General features: G+C 72.6%; 15 protein-coding genes. 8 read left to right on the top strand and 7 right to left on the bottom strand.

All coding sequences use genetic code 11. From position 1 onward, the window contains the following. Positions 1-32 precede the first annotated feature (32 nt). From BMW62_RS17195 to BMW62_RS17175, 5 genes are all read left to right on the top strand, one after another. On the top strand, positions 33-1,889 hold the full coding sequence (locus BMW62_RS17195) for a DUF5635 domain-containing protein (protein ID WP_211435178.1): 1,857 nt from the start codon (positions 33-35) through the stop codon (positions 1,887-1,889). 35 nt (positions 1,890-1,924) lie between these two features. Next, complete coding sequence (gene serS, locus BMW62_RS17190; protein ID WP_091933389.1) at positions 1,925-3,220, top strand: serine--tRNA ligase; 1,296 nt, start codon at positions 1,925-1,927, stop codon at positions 3,218-3,220. Next, positions 3,217-4,128, top strand: coding sequence for an HAD family hydrolase (locus BMW62_RS17185; RefSeq protein WP_091933386.1), 912 nt, complete (start codon positions 3,217-3,219; stop codon positions 4,126-4,128). The genes serS and BMW62_RS17185 overlap by 4 nt, the downstream gene beginning before the upstream one ends. Further along, positions 4,121-4,924 (top strand): HAD family hydrolase, encoded by an 804-nt coding sequence (locus tag BMW62_RS17180; RefSeq protein WP_091933384.1) that lies wholly within the window; start codon positions 4,121-4,123, stop codon positions 4,922-4,924. The genes BMW62_RS17185 and BMW62_RS17180 overlap by 8 nt, the downstream gene beginning before the upstream one ends. Positions 4,925-5,249: 325 nt before the next feature. Next, the gene (locus tag BMW62_RS17175; RefSeq protein ID WP_091933381.1) at positions 5,250-6,887 is read left to right on the top strand and encodes a methyl-accepting chemotaxis protein; all 1,638 of its coding nucleotides are present in this window, start codon (positions 5,250-5,252) and stop codon (positions 6,885-6,887) included. A gap of 70 nt (positions 6,888-6,957) precedes the next feature. On the opposite strand, the gene BMW62_RS17170 is transcribed toward BMW62_RS17175, so the two are convergent. Beyond that, complete coding sequence (locus BMW62_RS17170) at positions 6,958-7,230, bottom strand: hypothetical protein (protein WP_211435177.1); 273 nt, start codon at positions 7,228-7,230, stop codon at positions 6,958-6,960. 243 nt (positions 7,231-7,473) lie between these two features. On the opposite strand from BMW62_RS17170, the gene BMW62_RS17165 reads away from it, so the two are divergent. Further along, positions 7,474-8,403 (top strand): slipin family protein, encoded by a 930-nt coding sequence (locus BMW62_RS17165; protein ID WP_091933378.1) that lies wholly within the window; start codon positions 7,474-7,476, stop codon positions 8,401-8,403. On the opposite strand, the gene BMW62_RS17160 is transcribed toward BMW62_RS17165, so the two are convergent. Further along, positions 8,372-8,566 carry a DUF1707 SHOCT-like domain-containing protein gene (locus BMW62_RS17160; protein WP_211435176.1) on the bottom strand — a complete coding sequence of 65 codons (195 nt, stop codon included), beginning with the start codon at positions 8,564-8,566 and terminating at the stop codon, positions 8,372-8,374. The two genes, BMW62_RS17165 and BMW62_RS17160, sit on opposite strands and share 32 nt — an antisense overlap. A gap of 20 nt (positions 8,567-8,586) precedes the next feature. Continuing rightward, positions 8,587-9,135, bottom strand: coding sequence for a bacterial proteasome activator family protein (locus tag BMW62_RS17155; protein ID WP_091933373.1), 549 nt, complete (start codon positions 9,133-9,135; stop codon positions 8,587-8,589). A gap of 88 nt (positions 9,136-9,223) precedes the next feature. Between BMW62_RS17155 and BMW62_RS17150 the strand changes: the two genes are divergently transcribed. Further along, positions 9,224-10,444, top strand: coding sequence for a cysteine desulfurase-like protein (locus BMW62_RS17150; RefSeq protein WP_091933370.1), 1,221 nt, complete (start codon positions 9,224-9,226; stop codon positions 10,442-10,444). Between the two features lie 15 nt (positions 10,445-10,459). Here BMW62_RS17150 and BMW62_RS17145 read toward each other — a convergent pair whose 3' ends face one another. Both BMW62_RS17145 and BMW62_RS17140 read right to left on the bottom strand, forming a co-directional pair. Then, the gene (locus BMW62_RS17145) at positions 10,460-11,452 is read right to left on the bottom strand and encodes an NAD(P)H-quinone oxidoreductase (RefSeq protein ID WP_091933367.1); all 993 of its coding nucleotides are present in this window, start codon (positions 11,450-11,452) and stop codon (positions 10,460-10,462) included. Between the two features lie 174 nt (positions 11,453-11,626). Next, positions 11,627-12,382: an NAD(P)-dependent oxidoreductase gene (locus tag BMW62_RS17140; RefSeq protein ID WP_211435175.1), complete on the bottom strand. Its 756-nt coding sequence runs from the start codon at positions 12,380-12,382 to the stop codon at positions 11,627-11,629. Between the two features lie 66 nt (positions 12,383-12,448). On the opposite strand from BMW62_RS17140, the gene BMW62_RS17135 reads away from it, so the two are divergent. Next, a complete protein-coding gene (locus BMW62_RS17135; protein ID WP_244524111.1) occupies positions 12,449-13,477 on the top strand; it encodes an AraC family transcriptional regulator in 1,029 nt (342 codons plus the stop codon). A gap of 21 nt (positions 13,478-13,498) precedes the next feature. On the opposite strand, the gene BMW62_RS17130 is transcribed toward BMW62_RS17135, so the two are convergent. Beyond that, positions 13,499-15,097, bottom strand: a complete 1,599-nt coding sequence (locus BMW62_RS17130) for a 4-coumarate--CoA ligase family protein (RefSeq protein WP_091933362.1) — start codon at positions 15,095-15,097, stop codon at positions 13,499-13,501. A gap of 87 nt (positions 15,098-15,184) precedes the next feature. Next, complete coding sequence (locus BMW62_RS17125) at positions 15,185-15,610, bottom strand: PaaI family thioesterase (protein ID WP_091933359.1); 426 nt, start codon at positions 15,608-15,610, stop codon at positions 15,185-15,187. Positions 15,611-16,033: the final 423 nt, after the last annotated feature.

The following is a 16,033-nucleotide window of genomic DNA, read 5'->3' as shown; positions in this document are numbered from 1 at the left end:
TAGTGGCCAACCTAAAGTGATACGGTCTCTGCGTGGAGGCGAACAAGGTGACATTTCAGCCTGGCGCGGAGCTGTTGACCGACCTCGCTGAGCTGCGCGCTGAGGTGAACGTCTGCCTTCGCAGGCTGGCCGACGGCGAGCTCCCCACCGAGGTTGAGCGCGAACGAGTCGATCTCAAAGAAGAGGCGGGACGTCGAGGAGTCGGCGGTGTCCTCCTCGACGGGACCCCCCGCAACACCAGTGCTGCAACCCAGCTCGCGGACGAAGTTGCCTGCATGGCGAACACGCCAGGCGGGGGCGCCCTGATCGTAGGAGTAAACGACCGCACCGGTGACCTTATCGGGACCGATCTTGATCCTGAGTGGCTCAAGCATCAGATCTACCGGCGAATCGATGTCGCCCCACAGGCTGAAATTCGGTTCGAGCGCGGAATCCGCTTGGTGGTCCTGCTGGTGTCCGAAGCGCGAGAGCCTGTGGAGGACACCGGCGATCGGTTGCGTTGGCGCGTGGGCGCGAACTGCGTCCCTGTCGATCGCAGTGCCTGGTGGGTCCATCGGCAGGACCGTGTTGGTTGGGACGAGATGGCTCGTCCAAGTCGCATGACGGTGGACGACATCTCTCCAGGTGCAATAGCAGTGGCGCGCGACTACCTGCGTGGACGCCCAGCCAATGACGGCCTGGCAGATGAGTCCACTGAAGAACTGCTGCGCCGGCTAGGTTTGCTGACAGTCGAAGGAACCCTCACGCAGGCAGGTGCGCTCCTGTTCTGTCCTGCGCCTAGAGCATGGCTTTCTTGGGCCCGGTGGAATGTTCAGGGAGGTGAGGTGTTGGCCGCTACTGATGCACGGGGTGGTGCGAGCCTGCTCGAGCAGGTGGCTCAGATCGAGGCACTGCTGGACGGCGCCAATGATCGCGTGACCCTATCTGGCTCCTTTTCAGAGCGGCTTGTTCGACTCTTGCCTCCCAGAGCTGCACGAGAAGCGGTGCTCAACGGCGTGGTGCACCGTGACTGGCACCAGGCGGAGGCCACAGTCGTGACCTGGGTGGAAGCCGACGCCTCCCTGGAGGTGGTCTCGCCCGGTGGCTTCGTCGGGGGGGTGAACGCTGGCAATGTGCTTACTCAGCGCTATTCGCGGTCTCCCGCCCTGGCTGACGCAGTCCGCGCGCTCGGGCTCGTCGATAAGCAGGGTATCGGTGTAGACCGGATGTATCGGGAGATGGTCACGCTCGGGCACCGACCCCCGCTGCTTCTCGAAGAGCCTGGGCCCCGAGTCCGGGTCAGATTGACGGGCGGTAAGCCCGTGGTGCCCGTCATGCGGTTGGTCGACGAGATCGAACCGCGTGAGCGACAAGCGGACGTTCGCGTGGCCATGATCCTGCATACGCTGCTCCACGAGCCCTTCATTACGGCCCAGCGTGGCGCTGAGGTGCTCCAACGGACTGTCCAGGAGGCCGATGAGGCGCTGCGCGTCGCAGGCTCGTGTGTCGTGGACGGCAACCCTTTGATCGAGCCTTACCGGGACGTCTGGGTGCTCTCGCGGGCGAGTACGGAGTTGACGCTGCGGGCGGCGGGCGATTTGGCTGCGCTCAAGCGCCAGGGCGTGCTGACCAATCTTCGACCCGACCCGGTCGAGGCCACGCGAGTGGTTCGTCAGTGGCTCAACGTGCACGATCGCGTTTCTTCCGGCGATTATGCGACCCTCACGGAGTTGACCTATGCCGGTGCGCGCCGCGCTCTTGAAAGGATGGTGACAGACGGGCTCCTCGAGCGCGGCGAGACCGCTGGTCGTAACGCTCACTTCCTGCCGACCGGCATCATGCGGTCTGGCCCGAGGAAGTCGGACGTGTCCGATGTCCCGTCGCCCGAGTCGGTGGAGGTGGACGGCTAGGCGAAGCTTTGTGCAGTCCTCTCTACGATCGGGCTGTGATCGACCTGCGCCTGGTGCGCGAGAACCCTGACCTCGTCCGCGCCAGCCAGCGCGCCCGCGGCGCCGACGAGTCCCTGGTCGACGCGCTGCTGGCCGCCGACGCCGCCCGCCGCGACGCGGTCAAGCGGGGCGACGACCTGCGCGCCGAGCAGAAGAGCGCCTCGCAGGCGGTGAAGAAGGCCACCCCCGAGGAGCGCCCCGCCGTTCTGGAGCGGGCCAAGGCCCTGGCCGCGGCGGTCAAGGAGGCCGAGGAGGCGCAGCGCGCCGCCGACGCCGCGCTGCGCGAGGTGCACCTGCGCATCCCGAACGTCGTCGCCGACGAGGTCCCGCCCGGCGGCGAGGACGACGCGGTCACGCTGCGCACCGTGGGCGAGGTGCCCACCTACGACTTCGAGCCGCGCGACCACATCGAGATCGGCGAGAAGCTCGGCGCGATCGACATGGAGCGCGGCGCCAAGGTATCGGGGTCCCGCTTCTACTTCCTCACCGGGCCGGGCGCGTTGCTGGAGTTCGCGCTGGCCCAGCTGGCGATCAGCCGCGCCGTCGCCGCCGGCTTCACCCCGGTCGTCGCCCCCGCCCTGGTCAAGCCCAGCGCCATGGAGGGCACCGGCTTCCTCGGCGAGCACGACGAGGAGGTGTACCGGATCGAGCGCGACGACCTGTACCTCGTCGGCACCTCCGAGGTGGCGCTGGCCGGCATGCACGCCGGTGAGGTGCTCGACCTCGCGTCGGGCCCGAAGCGGTACGCCGGCTGGTCGTCCTGCTTCCGCCGCGAGGCCGGCTCCTACGGCAAGGACACCCGCGGCATCATCCGCGTGCACTGGTTCGACAAGGTCGAGATGTTCAGCTTCTGCCGGCCCGAGGACGCCGCCGCCGAGCACCTGCGGCTGCTGGCGTGGGAGGAGGAGTTCCTCCAGGCCCTCGAGCTGCCCTACCGGGTCGTCGACATCGCCGCCGGCGACCTCGGCACCAGCGCGACGCGCAAGTACGACATCGAGGCCTGGTTTCCCACCCAGGGCACCTACCGCGAGCTGACGTCGACGTCGGACTGCACGACCTTCCAGGCCCGGCGCCTCACCATCCGGTACCGGGACGAGGACGGGAAGAACCAGACGGCGGCCACGCTGAACGGCACGCTGTGCGCCATCGCCCGCACCATCGCCTGCCTGCTCGAGGTCCACCAGCGGGCCGACGGGTCGGTGCACGTGCCGGTCGCGCTGCGGCCCTGGCTCGGCGGCGTGGAGTTGCTGACCCCGGGCATGACGCTGGTGCCCCCGGTGCCGGCCGCATGACCGCGCGCACGCCGCGGGCGGTCCGTGCCCACGGCGTCCTGGAGGGGGCCGACACCGTCGTCGAGCTGGGGGACCTGGGCCCCTGGCGGCCCAAGCTGGTCGCCAGCGACCTCGACGGCACGCTGCTGGGCCCCGACGGCGAGGTGAGCCCCCGCACCCGGGCGGCGCTGGAGGCATGCTGGGCGGCGGGGATCCCCGTCATCGGCGTCACCGGCCGCGGGCCCCGGCTGCTCGACAGCGTGCGCGCGGCCCTCGACGGCCGCGGCATCGCCGTCCTCTCGCAGGGCGGGTTCGTCGTCGACCTCGAGCGGGACGAGGTGCTGCGCACCGTCGCGCTCCCGCGCGAGCAGGCCGAGCGGGTGGTCGAGCAGATCGAGACGGTGGCCGGGGACCTGGTCCTCGCCGTCGAGGACGCCGCCGAGCAGGGCGAGGTGCACGCCCGCCTGCGCGTCCAGCACGGCTTCGACTGGCCCTACCCCGAGCCGGCGCACCTGCTGCCGCGGGGGCAGGTGCTGCCCGAGGGCGCCGTCCTCAAGGTGTTCCTCCGCTCGGCCGCGCTGGGGCAGGACGAGCTCCTGGCCCGGGCCCGGTCCGTCGTCGACCCGTCCGACGCCGAGCTCACCCACGCCGGCCTGGGCTTCATCGAGGTGCTGCCCCCGGGCATCACCAAGGCCAGCGGCCTGGCGATGGCGCTGGAGCGCTACGGCGTCGGCTTCGGCGACGTGCTGGTCTTCGGCGACATGCCCAACGACCTGCCGATGCTCTCGGCGGTCAAGGACGCCGGTGGCCGGGCCGTCGCGGTGGCCAACGCCCACCCGGCGGTGAAGGCGCTGGCCCCCGAGCTGACCAGCGGGCACGAGGTCGACGGGGTCGCCCGCTATTTGGAGGCGGTGCTGGCCGATGTCTGACTGGAAGCCGCGGCTGATCGCCAGTGACATGGACGGCACCCTGCTGCGCTGGGACGACACGGTGAGCGAGGCGACGGTCGCCGAGCTCGGGCGCTGGCGGGCCGACGGGGTGCCCGTCGTCCTGGCCACCGGCCGGCCGCCCCGCTGGATGGTCCGGATCCGCGAGGTCCTCGGCACCGGCACCGCGGTGTGCTGCAACGGTGCGGTGCTGCTCGACCTGGAGCGGTTCGAGATCGTGCACGAGGATCCGCTGCACCCCGAGGTCCTCGAGTCGGTCACCACCGAGCTGCGGCGGCAACAGCCCGACACCTGGTTCGCGGTCGAGTACGGCCTGGAGTTCCGTCACGAACCGATCTACAAGCCGCGGTGGGACGTCGACGCGCCGGGGGTGGCCGAGGCGACGCTCGCGGAGATGGTCGCGCAGCCGGTCGCGAAGCTGCTGGCCCGGCACGAGTCGATGACCAGGGACGCCTTCGTGCGCCTCGTGGACGACGTCGTCGGGGACCGGGCCACGGTCACCACCTCGTCGACCGACGCGCTGGCCGAGATCTCCGCGCCCGGGGTGACCAAGGCGACCGGCCTGGCGCAGGTCGCCGCCGGGCACGGCGTCGGGCCGCAGGACGTCGTCGTCTTCGGCGACATGCCCAACGACATCGCCGCCTTCGAGTGGGTGCGCGACGGCGGGGGCCGGGCGGTCGCGATGGCCCACGCCCACCCCGACCTGCTGGCCGTCGCGACCGACGTCACCGGCACCAACGAGGACGACGGCGTCGCGACCTTCCTCGCCGCTCTCTGACCCGCGGCGGGCCCGCCCCGCCCCCGGCCCCGCCCCGCCTCTGGCCCCGCCCCCCGCCTCTGGGCCCGGCCACGATCGGGTGACCTGATCATCGAGCGTCCCCCCTCACCGCACACCGTGAGGGAGGACGCTCTGCGCCGAGGGAGGACCCGGTGCTGCCCGCGAGGGCATGCCGGTGCACGACCTGCGCGCGACGGCGTCGTCCCACTGGATCCGCGCCGTCGGTGGAGTCGGTACACGGCTCGGCTGCATTCCGGCCGGTCGACTACCGAAAGCAGCACGACGGTCCTCGACCGACCCACCCACTCCACGGAAGCGAGCAGGCATGGACCACGTGCACGATCCCGCGGCGACGACCGAGCCGGGGACCGACGAGACCCGGCGCGGAGCGTCCGGCATCGGCCTGCGGAGCCGGCTGCTCGGCTCCATCCTCGTCGTCGCCCTGACCACCGTCGGCGTGGGCGCGTTCGGCATCCAGCGGATGTCCACCCTCAGCGACCAGGCCCAGGAGGTCTACGACCGCGGGGCGATCCCGCTCAGCGGGCTGCAGGGGCTCGAGGCCGACTGGTGGCAGCTGTCCACCAACGTGGCGCGGGCCGCCATCCCCACCCTCCCGCCGGAGACGATCGCCAAGGCGCAGCGCGGCACGGTGGCGGCCACCGAGTCCCTCGCCGCCGACACCGCCGCCGTCGCGGAGATGCCGCTCGACGGGCCGACGCGCGCGGCGTTCGAGACCTTCGCCGGTGCGACCCAGGCCTACATGGCCGCGCTCGGTGAGCTGCAGTCGGTGGCCAGCACCAACCCCGCCGCCATGCCGGGGCTGCTCAGGACCATGAACGAGAACGAGATCCTCATCGAGGAGTCGCTGGTCGATGCCACCGGCGCCGCCGCGGCGGCCGCCCGCGCGACCGCGGCCGACGCCAAGGACGCCTACGAGACCGCCCGCACCATGACCCTGCTGATCATCGGCGTGGGCCTGGTGATCTCCGTCGTCCTGGCCCTCGTGGTCGCCCGCGGCGTCACCGGGCCGGTGCAGCGCATCCGCGAGGTGCTCGGCCAGGTCGCCGCCGGTGACCTCACCGTCCGCGCCGGCCGCACCGGCGGTGCCGAGCTCGGCGAGATGGCCGCCTCCCTGGACGAGACCCTGGACTCGATCGGCAACGTGCTGGTGCTGGTCAACGACTCCTCCACCCGGCTGGCGGCCGCGTCGTCGCAGCTGAACTCCGCGGCCGAGGGCATGCGGGAGAACGCCCGCCTCGCCGCTGGTCAGGCCGATGAGGTGGTGACGTCGGCGGGTGCGGTGGCGTCGAGCGTGGACACGGTGGCGACGGGCTCCTCGCAGATGGAGTCGGCGATCCGCGAGATCGCGCACAACGCGACCGAGGCGGCGCGGGTGGCCGGTCAGGCGGTGGGGGTCGCGGAGACCACGACGCGGACGGTGGGCAAGCTGGGTGATTCCTCGCAGGAGATCGCCACGGTGATCAAGCTGATCAACGGGATCGCCGAGCAGACGAACCTGCTCGCGCTGAACGCCACGATCGAGGCGGCGCGGGCCGGTGAGGCGGGCAAGGGCTTCGCCGTCGTCGCCTCGGAGGTCAAGGAACTGGCGCAGGAGACGGCGCGGGCGACCGAGGACATCTCCCAGCGGGTGGAGGCGATCCAGGCCGACACCGCGGGTGCGGTGGATGCGATCGGGAAGATCAGCCAGGTCATCGGGGAGATCAACGACTTCCAGGCGACGATCGCCGCGGCGGTCGAGGAGCAGACGGCGACGACCAACGAGATGAACCGCAACGTGGCCGAGGCGGCGAGCGGGTCGCAGGACATCGCGGCGGCGATCTCGGGGCTGGCCGCGGGGACGCAGGAGACCAACCAGCGGGTCGAGGACGCCCAGCGTGCCGCCGGCGAGCTGGCCCGGATGAGCGGGGAGCTGCAGGAGGCGGTCAGCCGCTTCACCGTCTAGGACCACGGCAGCGCGACGGCGCCGGACCCCGGCCGGGGTCCGGCGCCCTCGCGTTGTCGGGGCTCGCGACTCAGGTGAGGACGTTGTAGGCGATCACCATGTTCACGACGGCGACGACGACCGCCACGGCGCCGGCGACGAGACCCGCGGTCGCCTGGCCGGACCGGGTGCCGCTGCGGCGCGCCACGGCGCCCAGGGCGATGGCGACGACGCCCAGCGCCAGGCCGATGACCGCGAACAGCAGGGCGAGGACGACGCCCACGATGCCGGTGATCAGCGAGGCGACGGCCAGGCCGTTCTGCCCGCTCCGGGTGGCCGGTGCGCTCGACGTTCCAGAAATCACGGTTCCTCCAGTGGTCAGCACCGGGCAGTTCCGGTGTGCACGCTCCCTCGTCACCGGAGTCACGAGTGGTGACCCCTCGATGACGGCTTGCTCACCGCATCGGATGAACGGCGGCCGCGTTCGGAGGCACTCCGTGGCGGCGTGGGCAACGAAGACGTGGAACCGTGGTGGTGGACGGGTCGGCACCAGCGTGCCCGCGGGACGGTCCCGCGGGCACCGAGCCGGCCGGAAGAGGTGGTCCCGGTGACTGCTCTGCTCGCCGTCCTCGCCGTGGTGGTCGTACTGGCCGTGGTGCTCGTCGCAGCCGGCGTCAGGTCGGTGCAGCAATACCAGCGCGGCGTCGTCCTGCGCTTCGGCCGGCTGCTCCCCGATGTCCGTGAACCGGGGCTGCGCTTCATCGTCCCGTTCGTCGACCAGATGACCAAGGTGCCCGTGCAGACGCTCGTGCTCGACGTGCCGTCGCAGGGCACCATCACCCGGGACAACGTCACGATCGGCGTCGACGCGGTCGTCTACTTCCGCGTGGTCGACCCGGTCCGCGCGGTCATCAACGTCGAGAACTACATGATCGCCACGTCGCAGGTGTCGCAGACGTCGCTCCGCTCCGTCATCGGGCGTGCGGACCTCGACACCCTCCTGTCCGACCGCGAGGCCATCAACAGCGAGCTCCGGGCCGTCATCGACACCCCCACGGAAAACTGGGGCATCAAGATCGACCGGGTGGAGGTCAAGGACATCTCCCTGCCGGAGGGGATGCGACGGTCCATGTCCCGCCAGGCCGAGGCCGAGCGGGACCGCCGCGCCCGGGTGATCTCCGCCGACGGTGAGTTCCAGGCCTCGGCCAAGCTCGCGCAGGCCGCCGAGGCGATGAGCGCCACGCCCGGCGCGCTGCAGCTGCGGCTGCTCCAGACGGTGGCCGACGTGGCCTCGGACAAGAACAGCACGCTGGTCATGCCGTTCCCCGTGGAGCTGCTGCGCTTCTTCGAGCAGGCGGCGGGCGGCCGGCCGGAGCCGGCGCAGGCCGCGCGGCCCGCGGTGTCCGGCGATGACGAGCAGGCCTCCTCGGTCCCGGACGAGGAGGTGCGTGCGCTCTCGTCGGGCGAGGGCGCCGGGAACGGTCAGGCCGTCGACGTGCCCGGCCTCACCACAGGCTCTTCGGCAGATCGCGGGTGAGCTCCGCGAGGTCGCCGAGGGTGCGGGCGGCGTAGGTCGCCCGCACCCTCTCGTCGAACTCGTCGACGGTGAGCCGGCCCTGGGTCAGCCCGCGCTGGAGCTGGCGCACCGTCTCCTCGCGGTCGTCGTCCGACGCCCGCACCTGGGGATCGGGGGGAGCCACCGACATGACCTCCGGTCGTCTCAGAGGTACTGGCCGCCGCCCGGGCGGAAGTCGGGCTGCTGCCCCGGAGCCTGACCGCCGGGGAGGGCCTTGCGGCGCATCTCCTCCAGCTGGGCGCGGGCGGCCATCTGCTGGGCGAACAGCGCCGTCTGGATGCCGTGGAACACGCCTTCCAGCCAGCCCACCAGCTGCGCCTGCGCGATCCGCAGCTCGGCGTCCGACGGCGTCTCGCCCTCGCTGAAGGGCAGCGTGATGCGCTCCAGCTCCTCGCGCAGCTCGGGGGCCAGGCCCTGCTCCAGCTCGCGGATCGAGGAGGCGTGGATGTCGCGCAGCCGGTTGCGGCTGGCGTCGTCCAGCGGCGCGGCGCGGACCTCCTCCAGCAGCTGCTTGATCATCGTGCCGATCCGCATGACCTTCGCGGGCTGCTCGACCAGCTCACCGACACCGGGGGCGCCGTCGCCCTCCTCGTCGGTCCCCTGGGGCATCGGCATGGTCCCGACCGGGCGCCCGTCCGGCCCGACCACGACGACCTGCTGGGGGCGCTCGTTGCCGTTCTGCGGTGCAGTCATGCCCCCATCCTGCCCGGTGCTGCGGACGGTCCGCCGAGGCACCGGGACGGCGCGGGACGGGCCGGGCGCACGAACTAGGGTGCGGCCCATGTCATCGGGGGGCCGGCTGGACGTCGCGCGGGTCCGCGGCCTCTTCCCGGCGCTCTCCGACGGGTACGTGCACGCCGACGGCCCGGCCGGCTCGCTGGTGCCCGAGAACGTGGCGCACGCGGTGGGGTCCGCGATGCGCATGCCGGTCGCGAACCGGGGCGGGGTCTTCCCGGCGTCCGGGCGGGCCGAGGCGCTGGTCTCCGGGGCGCGCGCGGCCGTGGCCGACCTGGTGGGCGGGCGGCCCGGGGGCGTGGTCCTCGGGCCGAGCACGACCGCGCTGACCTACGGCATGGCCCGCGCGCTGGCCCGCACGTGGCGCCCCGGTGACGAGATCGTGCTCAGCCGGCTGGACCACGACGCCAACGTCCGCCCCTGGCTGCAGCTGGCCGCCACCGCGGGCGTGCAGGTGCGGTGGGCGGAGGTGGACATCGAGACCGGCGAGCTGCCGGCCTGGCAGTACGCCGAGCTGCTGAACCGGCGCACCCGGCTGGTGGCCGTCACCGCGGCCAGCAACGCCCTCGGCACGCGGCCCGACGTCGCCGGCATCGCCGCGCAGGCCCACGCCGTCGGCGCGCTGGTCTACGTCGACGCCGTCCACGCCGCACCGCACGTGTACCTGGACAAGGCATCCCTGGGGGCCGACCTCCTGGCGGTGTCGGCCTACAAGTGGTGCGGCCCGCACGTCGCCGCGGTGGTCGCCGACCCCGACCTCCTGGTCCACCTGCAGCCGGAGAAGCTGCTGCCCTCGTCGGACCGGGTGCCCGACCGGTTCGAGACCGGGACGCCGCCGTTCGAGCTGTACGCCGGCGTGAGCGCCGCCGTCGACCACCTGGCGGGCCTCTGCGCGGACGCGTACGGCAGCCGCCGCGACCGGCTGCGGATCTCGATGGCTGCCGTCGCCCGGCACGAAGGCGACCTGTTCGACTGGCTGGACCAGGCGCTGCGCGCGATGCGGCACGTGCAGGTCCTCGGCGAGCCCGAGCGGTGCACGCCCACGCTGTCCTTCACCGTCGCCGGCATGCGCCCCCGCCAGGTGGCCGCCGAGCTCGCCCGGGCCGGCATCTGCGCGTGGGACGGCGACTTCTACGCCCGCGAGCTCTTCGACGCCCTCGGGGTGAACGAGGGCGGGGGAGCGGTGCGCCTGGGCCTCATGCACTACAACACCGCCGACGAGGTCGGCCGGATCATCGACGCCGTCGCCGGCCTGCGCCCCCGTTGAGGGGCCCCGCCCCCTTCAGTCGCCGTTGACCAGCAGGACCTTGCCGACGTGCTCGCTGGCCTCGACGACCTGGTGCGCTTCGGCCGCCCGCGACATCGGCAGCCGGCGGTCGACGATCGGCCGGATCGTGCCGCGCTCGACGTCCGGCCACACGTCGTGCCGCACGGCCGCGACGATCCCGGCCTTGCCGCCGGGCCCCTCCACCGGCCGGGACCGCAGCGCGGTGGCGTGCACCGAGGCGCGCTTGGCCAGCAGCTTGCCGAGGTCCAGCTCCGCCTTCCGGCCGCCCTGCATGCCGATGACCACCAGCCGGCCGCCGACGGCGAGGGCGTCGACGTTGCGGGCCAGGTACGCAGCGCCCATGTTGTCCAGGACGACGTCGACCCCGCGGCCGTCGGTCGCCTCCTTCACCCGCTCGACGAAGTCCTCGTCGCGGTAGTTGATGCCCACGTCGGCGCCGAGCTCGCGGCAGACGTCGAGCTTGGCCGCCGTTCCCGCCGTGGTGAGCACCCGGGCCCCGGCGCGGGCGGCGAGCTGGATCGCCATCGTGCCGATGCCGCTGGAGCCGCCGTGCACCAGGAAGGTGTCGCCACGGCCCAGCCCGGCGAGCATGAACACGTTGGACCACACGGTGCAGGTGACCTCCGGCAGCGCCGCGGCGGTCGCCAGCTCCACGCCCGAGGGCCGGGGCAGTATCTGGGGGGCCGGGACGGCGACCCGCTCGGCGTAGCCGCCGCCGGCCAGGAGCGCGCACACCTCGTCGCCGACCTTCCAGCCGGTGACGCCGGCGCCGACCTCGCTGACGATCCCGCTGCACTCGAGGCCGGGGACCTGCGTCGCCCCGGGCGGGGGCGAGTAGTTGCCCTGCCGCTGGAGGAGATCGGCCCGGTTCACCGCCGTGGCGACGACGTCCACGACGACCTCGCCGGGGCCGCAGACCGGGTCGGGCACCTCCGCCCAGGTCAGCACCTCGGGACCGCCGGGCTCAGTGATCGTCACCGCACGCATGCCCCGACCCTAAGAGGACCCCCTGCCCCCCGCCGCTCGCACGCTCGCGTCGGGCCCCTGCAGGGGGCCGCCCGTCCTCCTCACCCCTCGCAGGCTCGGGGCGAGCCTCTGGACGGGGCCGCCTGCCCCCGCCGCTCGCACGCTCGCGTCGGGCCCCTGCAGGGGGCCGCCCGGTCAGGCTGGGGCGAGGGCCGGGGCTCCTGACAGGGTCACGGTCGTGCCGGTGTCCGCGGTGCTCGTGGCCAGCTCGGCCAGCACCGCACCGACCGCCCGCCGGGACACCTTCATGGCCCGCACCTCGCCGGTCGTCGAGCGGGCCGCGGCCTCCTCGCCGTCGGTCAGGTAGACCGGCTGCACGATCGTCCAGTCCAGCCCGCTGGCGCGCACGACGCTCTCCTGACGTTCGCTGTCCTGGATCTGCTGCCGGATCATCAGGGCGAAGACCACCCGGCTGGACAGCGGGAGCAGCTCCCGCGTCGGTCCGACGCCGTACGAGCTCTGCACGACCAGCCGGCGCATCCCGTGCTCGCGCATCGCAGCCGCCACCACCGCGGTGCCGCGCGACCGGACGTCCATCGGTGTGCCGGAGCTGCCGAGCACCCGCACCTTGAGTGTGTTCTCTCTGATGCCGAGGGTCACGACGACGGCGTCCTTACCCCGTACCGCCCGCGCGACGTCCGCCGCCACCGTCGCGTCGCCGTCGACCGGCCGGACGCCCGCCCGCTCCGCGAACGCCGCCGACGCCCGCCGCGCGAACGCCGTCACCTCGTGCCCTCCGCCGACCAGGGCGTCGACCGCCGCCCGTCCCGATCCGCCCGTCGCCCCGACGACCAGTACCCGCATGACCAGCTCCTCCCGGTGGTGCCGATCCCGCTGACCGGCGTGGACCACCGTGGCGCGGACGGTCGGTGGTGGGGAACGGCCGTGCATCCGGGTTCCATGACCGTTCGTCCAGCGGTCCTGGACGCCCGGTCGGCGGCGCGCCAGGCTGGGGTCGTGACCGTCGACCCCGCTGCTCCGTGGTCGCCTGCGGACCCGCTGGGTGAGGTGCTGGGTGACCTCCGCATGCGCGGGACGTTCTACTGCCGGACGGAGGGCAGCGCCCCCTGGGGCGTGGAGATGCCGGCGCTGGACGGCTGCATGAGCTTCCACGTCGTCATCGAGGGCCGCTGCCTGCTCGAGGTGGACGGCCAGTCGTACCCGCTGGGTCCGGGCGATCTCGCGCTGGTGCCGCACGGACGCGGGCACCTGCTGCGCAGCGGACCGGGCGCGCCGATCTCGGGCCGGGCCGACCTGCTGCCGCAGGACTACCTCGCGGACCACTACTCGGTGCTGCGCGTGGAGGGCGGCGGGGAACGGATCCGGCAGGTCTGCGGGGTCGTGGAGCCGGAACGGCCCGGTGCGACCCACCTCCTGGACCTGCTGCCGCCGGTGCTGCTGGTGGCGGCGGGCGAGAGCCGCGGCTGGCTCACCGTGCTCCTGGGCATGATCGCCGACGAGGTGCGGCAGGACCGGCCGGGCGCGGAGTCGGTCGTCACCCGGCTGGCCGACGTCGTGGTGATCCAGGCGATCCGAGGCTGGCTCGACACGGCGGCCACGGGCCCGGGCTGGCTGCGGGCGCTGCGGGATCCGCAGGTGGGGCGGGCGGTCGCGAGCGTCCACCGCGACCCCGGCGCCCCGTGGACCGTGGACCGGCTCGCGCGTGAGGCCAGGATGTCGCGGTCGGCGTTCGCGGTCCGCTTCACCGAGCTCGCCGGGGAGCCTGCGCTGCGGTACGTGACCCGCTGGCGGATGCACCTGGCCACGGTGGCGCTCGGCCGCGGCGCGCGGGTCACCGAGCTGGCCCGTCGTCTGGGCTACGACTCGGAGGCCGCGTTCTCCCGCGCCTACAAGCGGGTCACCGGGGTGCCGCCGGGAACCGTCCGGGGCCGGACGGACGCGCCGGCCGCCCCCGCGGCCCTGCCCCCGAACGATCATGGCGCCGGGACCACCGGACGACGCTGTCCGGTGGTTCCGGCGCCATGATCACGCTCGGGAGCGGTGGGGCTACGCGCGGGCCTTGAGGTCCTTGCGCAGGATCTTGCCCGCCGCCGACTTCGGCACCTGCTCGATGAACTCGACGAAGCGGATCTTCTTGTGCGGGGCCACCTTCTCGGCCATGTAGGCCATGACGGCGTCCTCGGTGATCTCCGAGCCGGGGGCCCGCACGACGAAGGCCTTGGGCAGCTCCTCGCCGCTCTCCTTGTCCGGCACGCCGATGACGGCGGCGTCGGCGATCTCCGGGTGGTTGATCAGCACGGCCTCGAGCTCGGCCGGGGCCACCTGGTAGCCCTTGTACTTGATCAGCTCCTTGACCCGGTCGACGACCGTGTAGCAGCCGTTCTCGTCGACGATCGCGACGTCACCGGTGTGCAGCCAGCCCTCGCTGTCGACGGTGCCGGCGGTGGCGTCGGGGTTGTTGAGATAGCCCTTCATGACCTGCGGCCCGCGGACCCACAGCTCACCCCGCTCGCCCGGCGCGGCGTCCTGGCCGGTGCCCGGGTCGATCAGCCGGCACTCGGTGTTCGGGATGGCGAACCCGACCGAGCCCTTGGGGACGTCGATGGAGACACCCGGCGGCTGGGCGTCCGAGTCGGGGGTGGTGTGCGACACCGGGGAGAGCTCGGTCATGCCGTAGCCCTGGCCCACCGTGACGCCGGTGTCGGCGCCCTTGCGCAGCCGGTCCTGGGCAGCCAGCGCGAGCTGCTCGTCCAGGGGCGCGGCGCCGGAGAGGATCGAGTTCAGCGAGCTGAGGTCGTACTGGTCGACCAGCGGGTGCTTGGCCAGCGCCAGCAGGATGGGCGGCGCCACGAACGCCCGGGTGATCTTGTGGTCCTGGATGGTGCGCAGGAAGTCCTCGAGATCGAACCGGGGGAGGGTCACCACCGCGCCGCCCAGCGCCAGGCCCTGGTTCATCAGCACGGTGAGGCCGTAGATGTGGAAGAACGGCAGGACGGCGATGATCCGCTCGTCCGCGCCGGTCTTGAGCAGCGGCAGGCACTGGGCCACGTTCGCCACCAGGTTGCGGTGGGTCAGCATGACGCCCTTGGGCAGGCCGGTGGTGCCGCTGGAGTAGGGCAGCGTGACCAGGTCGTTGGCCGGGTCGATGTCCACCTGGACCGACGGCGCGTCGGCGCCGAGCAGGTCGAACAGGTTGGCGTGCCCCTCGGCGCCGTCGAGGACGACGATCTCGTCGACCGGCGACTTCTCGGCCGCGGCGGTGGCGCGGTCCATGAACAGCCCGATGGTGATCAGGATCTTCGCGCCGGAGTCCTTCAGCTGGAAGGCGATCTCGTCGGGCGTGTAGAGCGAGTTGATCGGGCTCATCACGCAGCCGGCGGCCGCGATGCCGTGGAAGACCACCGGGAACCACGGGGTGTTCGGGCAGAAGACGGCGACGACGTCGCCCTTGCGCAGGCCGCGGGCGTGCAGGTTGGCCGCGACCCGGTCGACGTACTGGGCCAGCTGGCCGTGCGTGATGACGTCTCCCTTGAGGCCGTCGATCAGCGCCGGTGAATCGGGCTTCTCCCGGCCGGCCGCCAGGACGAACTCGGGGACGGAGAGGTTCGGGATCTCGACGTCGGGATACGGGCTCGGCAGCGCCACGGGTGTTCCTCCTCGCATGGTGTGTGGCGCCAGTCTCACACCTGCGGTGTCCCCGCTCACAAGGGGGTTACCGGCGGGTTCGCCCGCTCACCTGGGCCAGAGCACCGACTGGGTGCACCGGAACAGCGCGATGGTCTTCCCGGTCGAGGCGTTGCGGACGACGGCGTCCCACACCTGGGTGGTCCGCCCGGCGTGCACGTTGGTCGCCTCGCAGGTGATCCGGCCCTCCCGTGCGGTGCTCAGGTGGTTGCTCTTGAGCTCGATGGTGGTGAACCCGCTGGCGCCCTCGGGCAGGAGGGCGCGCGTCGGCAGCCCGCAGCTGGTGTCGGCCAGGGTGACGACGGTGCCGGCGTGCAGGTAGCCGTTGGGTGCCAGCAGCTCCGGCCGGACGTCGAGGTGGCTGGTGAGCCGGCCGCGCTCGTGGGTGTCGATGACGATGCCGAGCAGCCCGGGGAGGGTGCCCGGCAGGAGGGCGTTGAGCTCGTCGGCGGTCAGGAACCCGGTGGCGGCCATGGCTGGCAACCTATCCGGGCACATGGTCTGGCCCGCGAGGAGCGGGGCCCGGAGGGTCCCCGACGAGTGGGCGGTGGCGCTCAGCTTGCCGTTTAACCCCTGACCTGTTGGTTGTGGGTGTCGGGATGGTTCCGTGTGGTGATCTTGCCGATGCCGTGGCGGGTGGCGCGTTGTCGGTTTTTGGCACCGGGAGGGCGTCCCGGGCCCGGGCGGGTGGGTTTCGGCGCGCTGGCCGGCTGGGGGATCTTCACGCGGAGGTGGCGAAACCCTCGTCGGACCCGGGCGGGGGTTAATCGCTCGGGAGGCAGGGGTCTCTCCCAGGGCCGGCGCAGATCCGCTGCGAGGTGGCGGGCCAGGCGCAGTTGGGTGTGGGAGGCGAGGACCAGCCAGGTCCAGCGGTCGGCCGCCTGGGGAGAGCGGATC

This window comes from Blastococcus sp. DSM 46786 (assembly GCF_900109665.1).
Classification (GTDB): domain Bacteria; phylum Actinomycetota; class Actinomycetes; order Mycobacteriales; family Geodermatophilaceae; genus Blastococcus; species Blastococcus carthaginiensis.
Note: the sequence above shows the minus strand (reverse complement) of the source record. Positions and strands in the feature narration are given on the sequence as shown.

Coding starts and splice junctions, on each gene's coding strand:
- BMW62_RS17185 (WP_091933386.1), top strand. CDS start 3,217: ATGACCGCGCGCACGCCGCGGGCGGTCCGTGCCCACGGCGTCCTGGAG.
- BMW62_RS17180 (WP_091933384.1), top strand. CDS start 4,121: ATGTCTGACTGGAAGCCGCGGCTGATCGCCAGTGACATGGACGGCACC.
- BMW62_RS17175 (WP_091933381.1), top strand. CDS start 5,250: ATGGACCACGTGCACGATCCCGCGGCGACGACCGAGCCGGGGACCGAC.
- BMW62_RS17155 (WP_091933373.1), bottom strand. CDS start 9,135: ATGACTGCACCGCAGAACGGCAACGAGCGCCCCCAGCAGGTCGTCGTG.
- BMW62_RS17150 (WP_091933370.1), top strand. CDS start 9,224: ATGTCATCGGGGGGCCGGCTGGACGTCGCGCGGGTCCGCGGCCTCTTC.
- BMW62_RS17145 (WP_091933367.1), bottom strand. CDS start 11,452: ATGCGTGCGGTGACGATCACTGAGCCCGGCGGTCCCGAGGTGCTGACC.
- BMW62_RS17140 (WP_211435175.1), bottom strand. CDS start 12,382: ATGCACGGCCGTTCCCCACCACCGACCGTCCGCGCCACGGTGGTCCAC.
- BMW62_RS17125 (WP_091933359.1), bottom strand. CDS start 15,610: ATGGCCGCCACCGGGTTCCTGACCGCCGACGAGCTCAACGCCCTCCTG.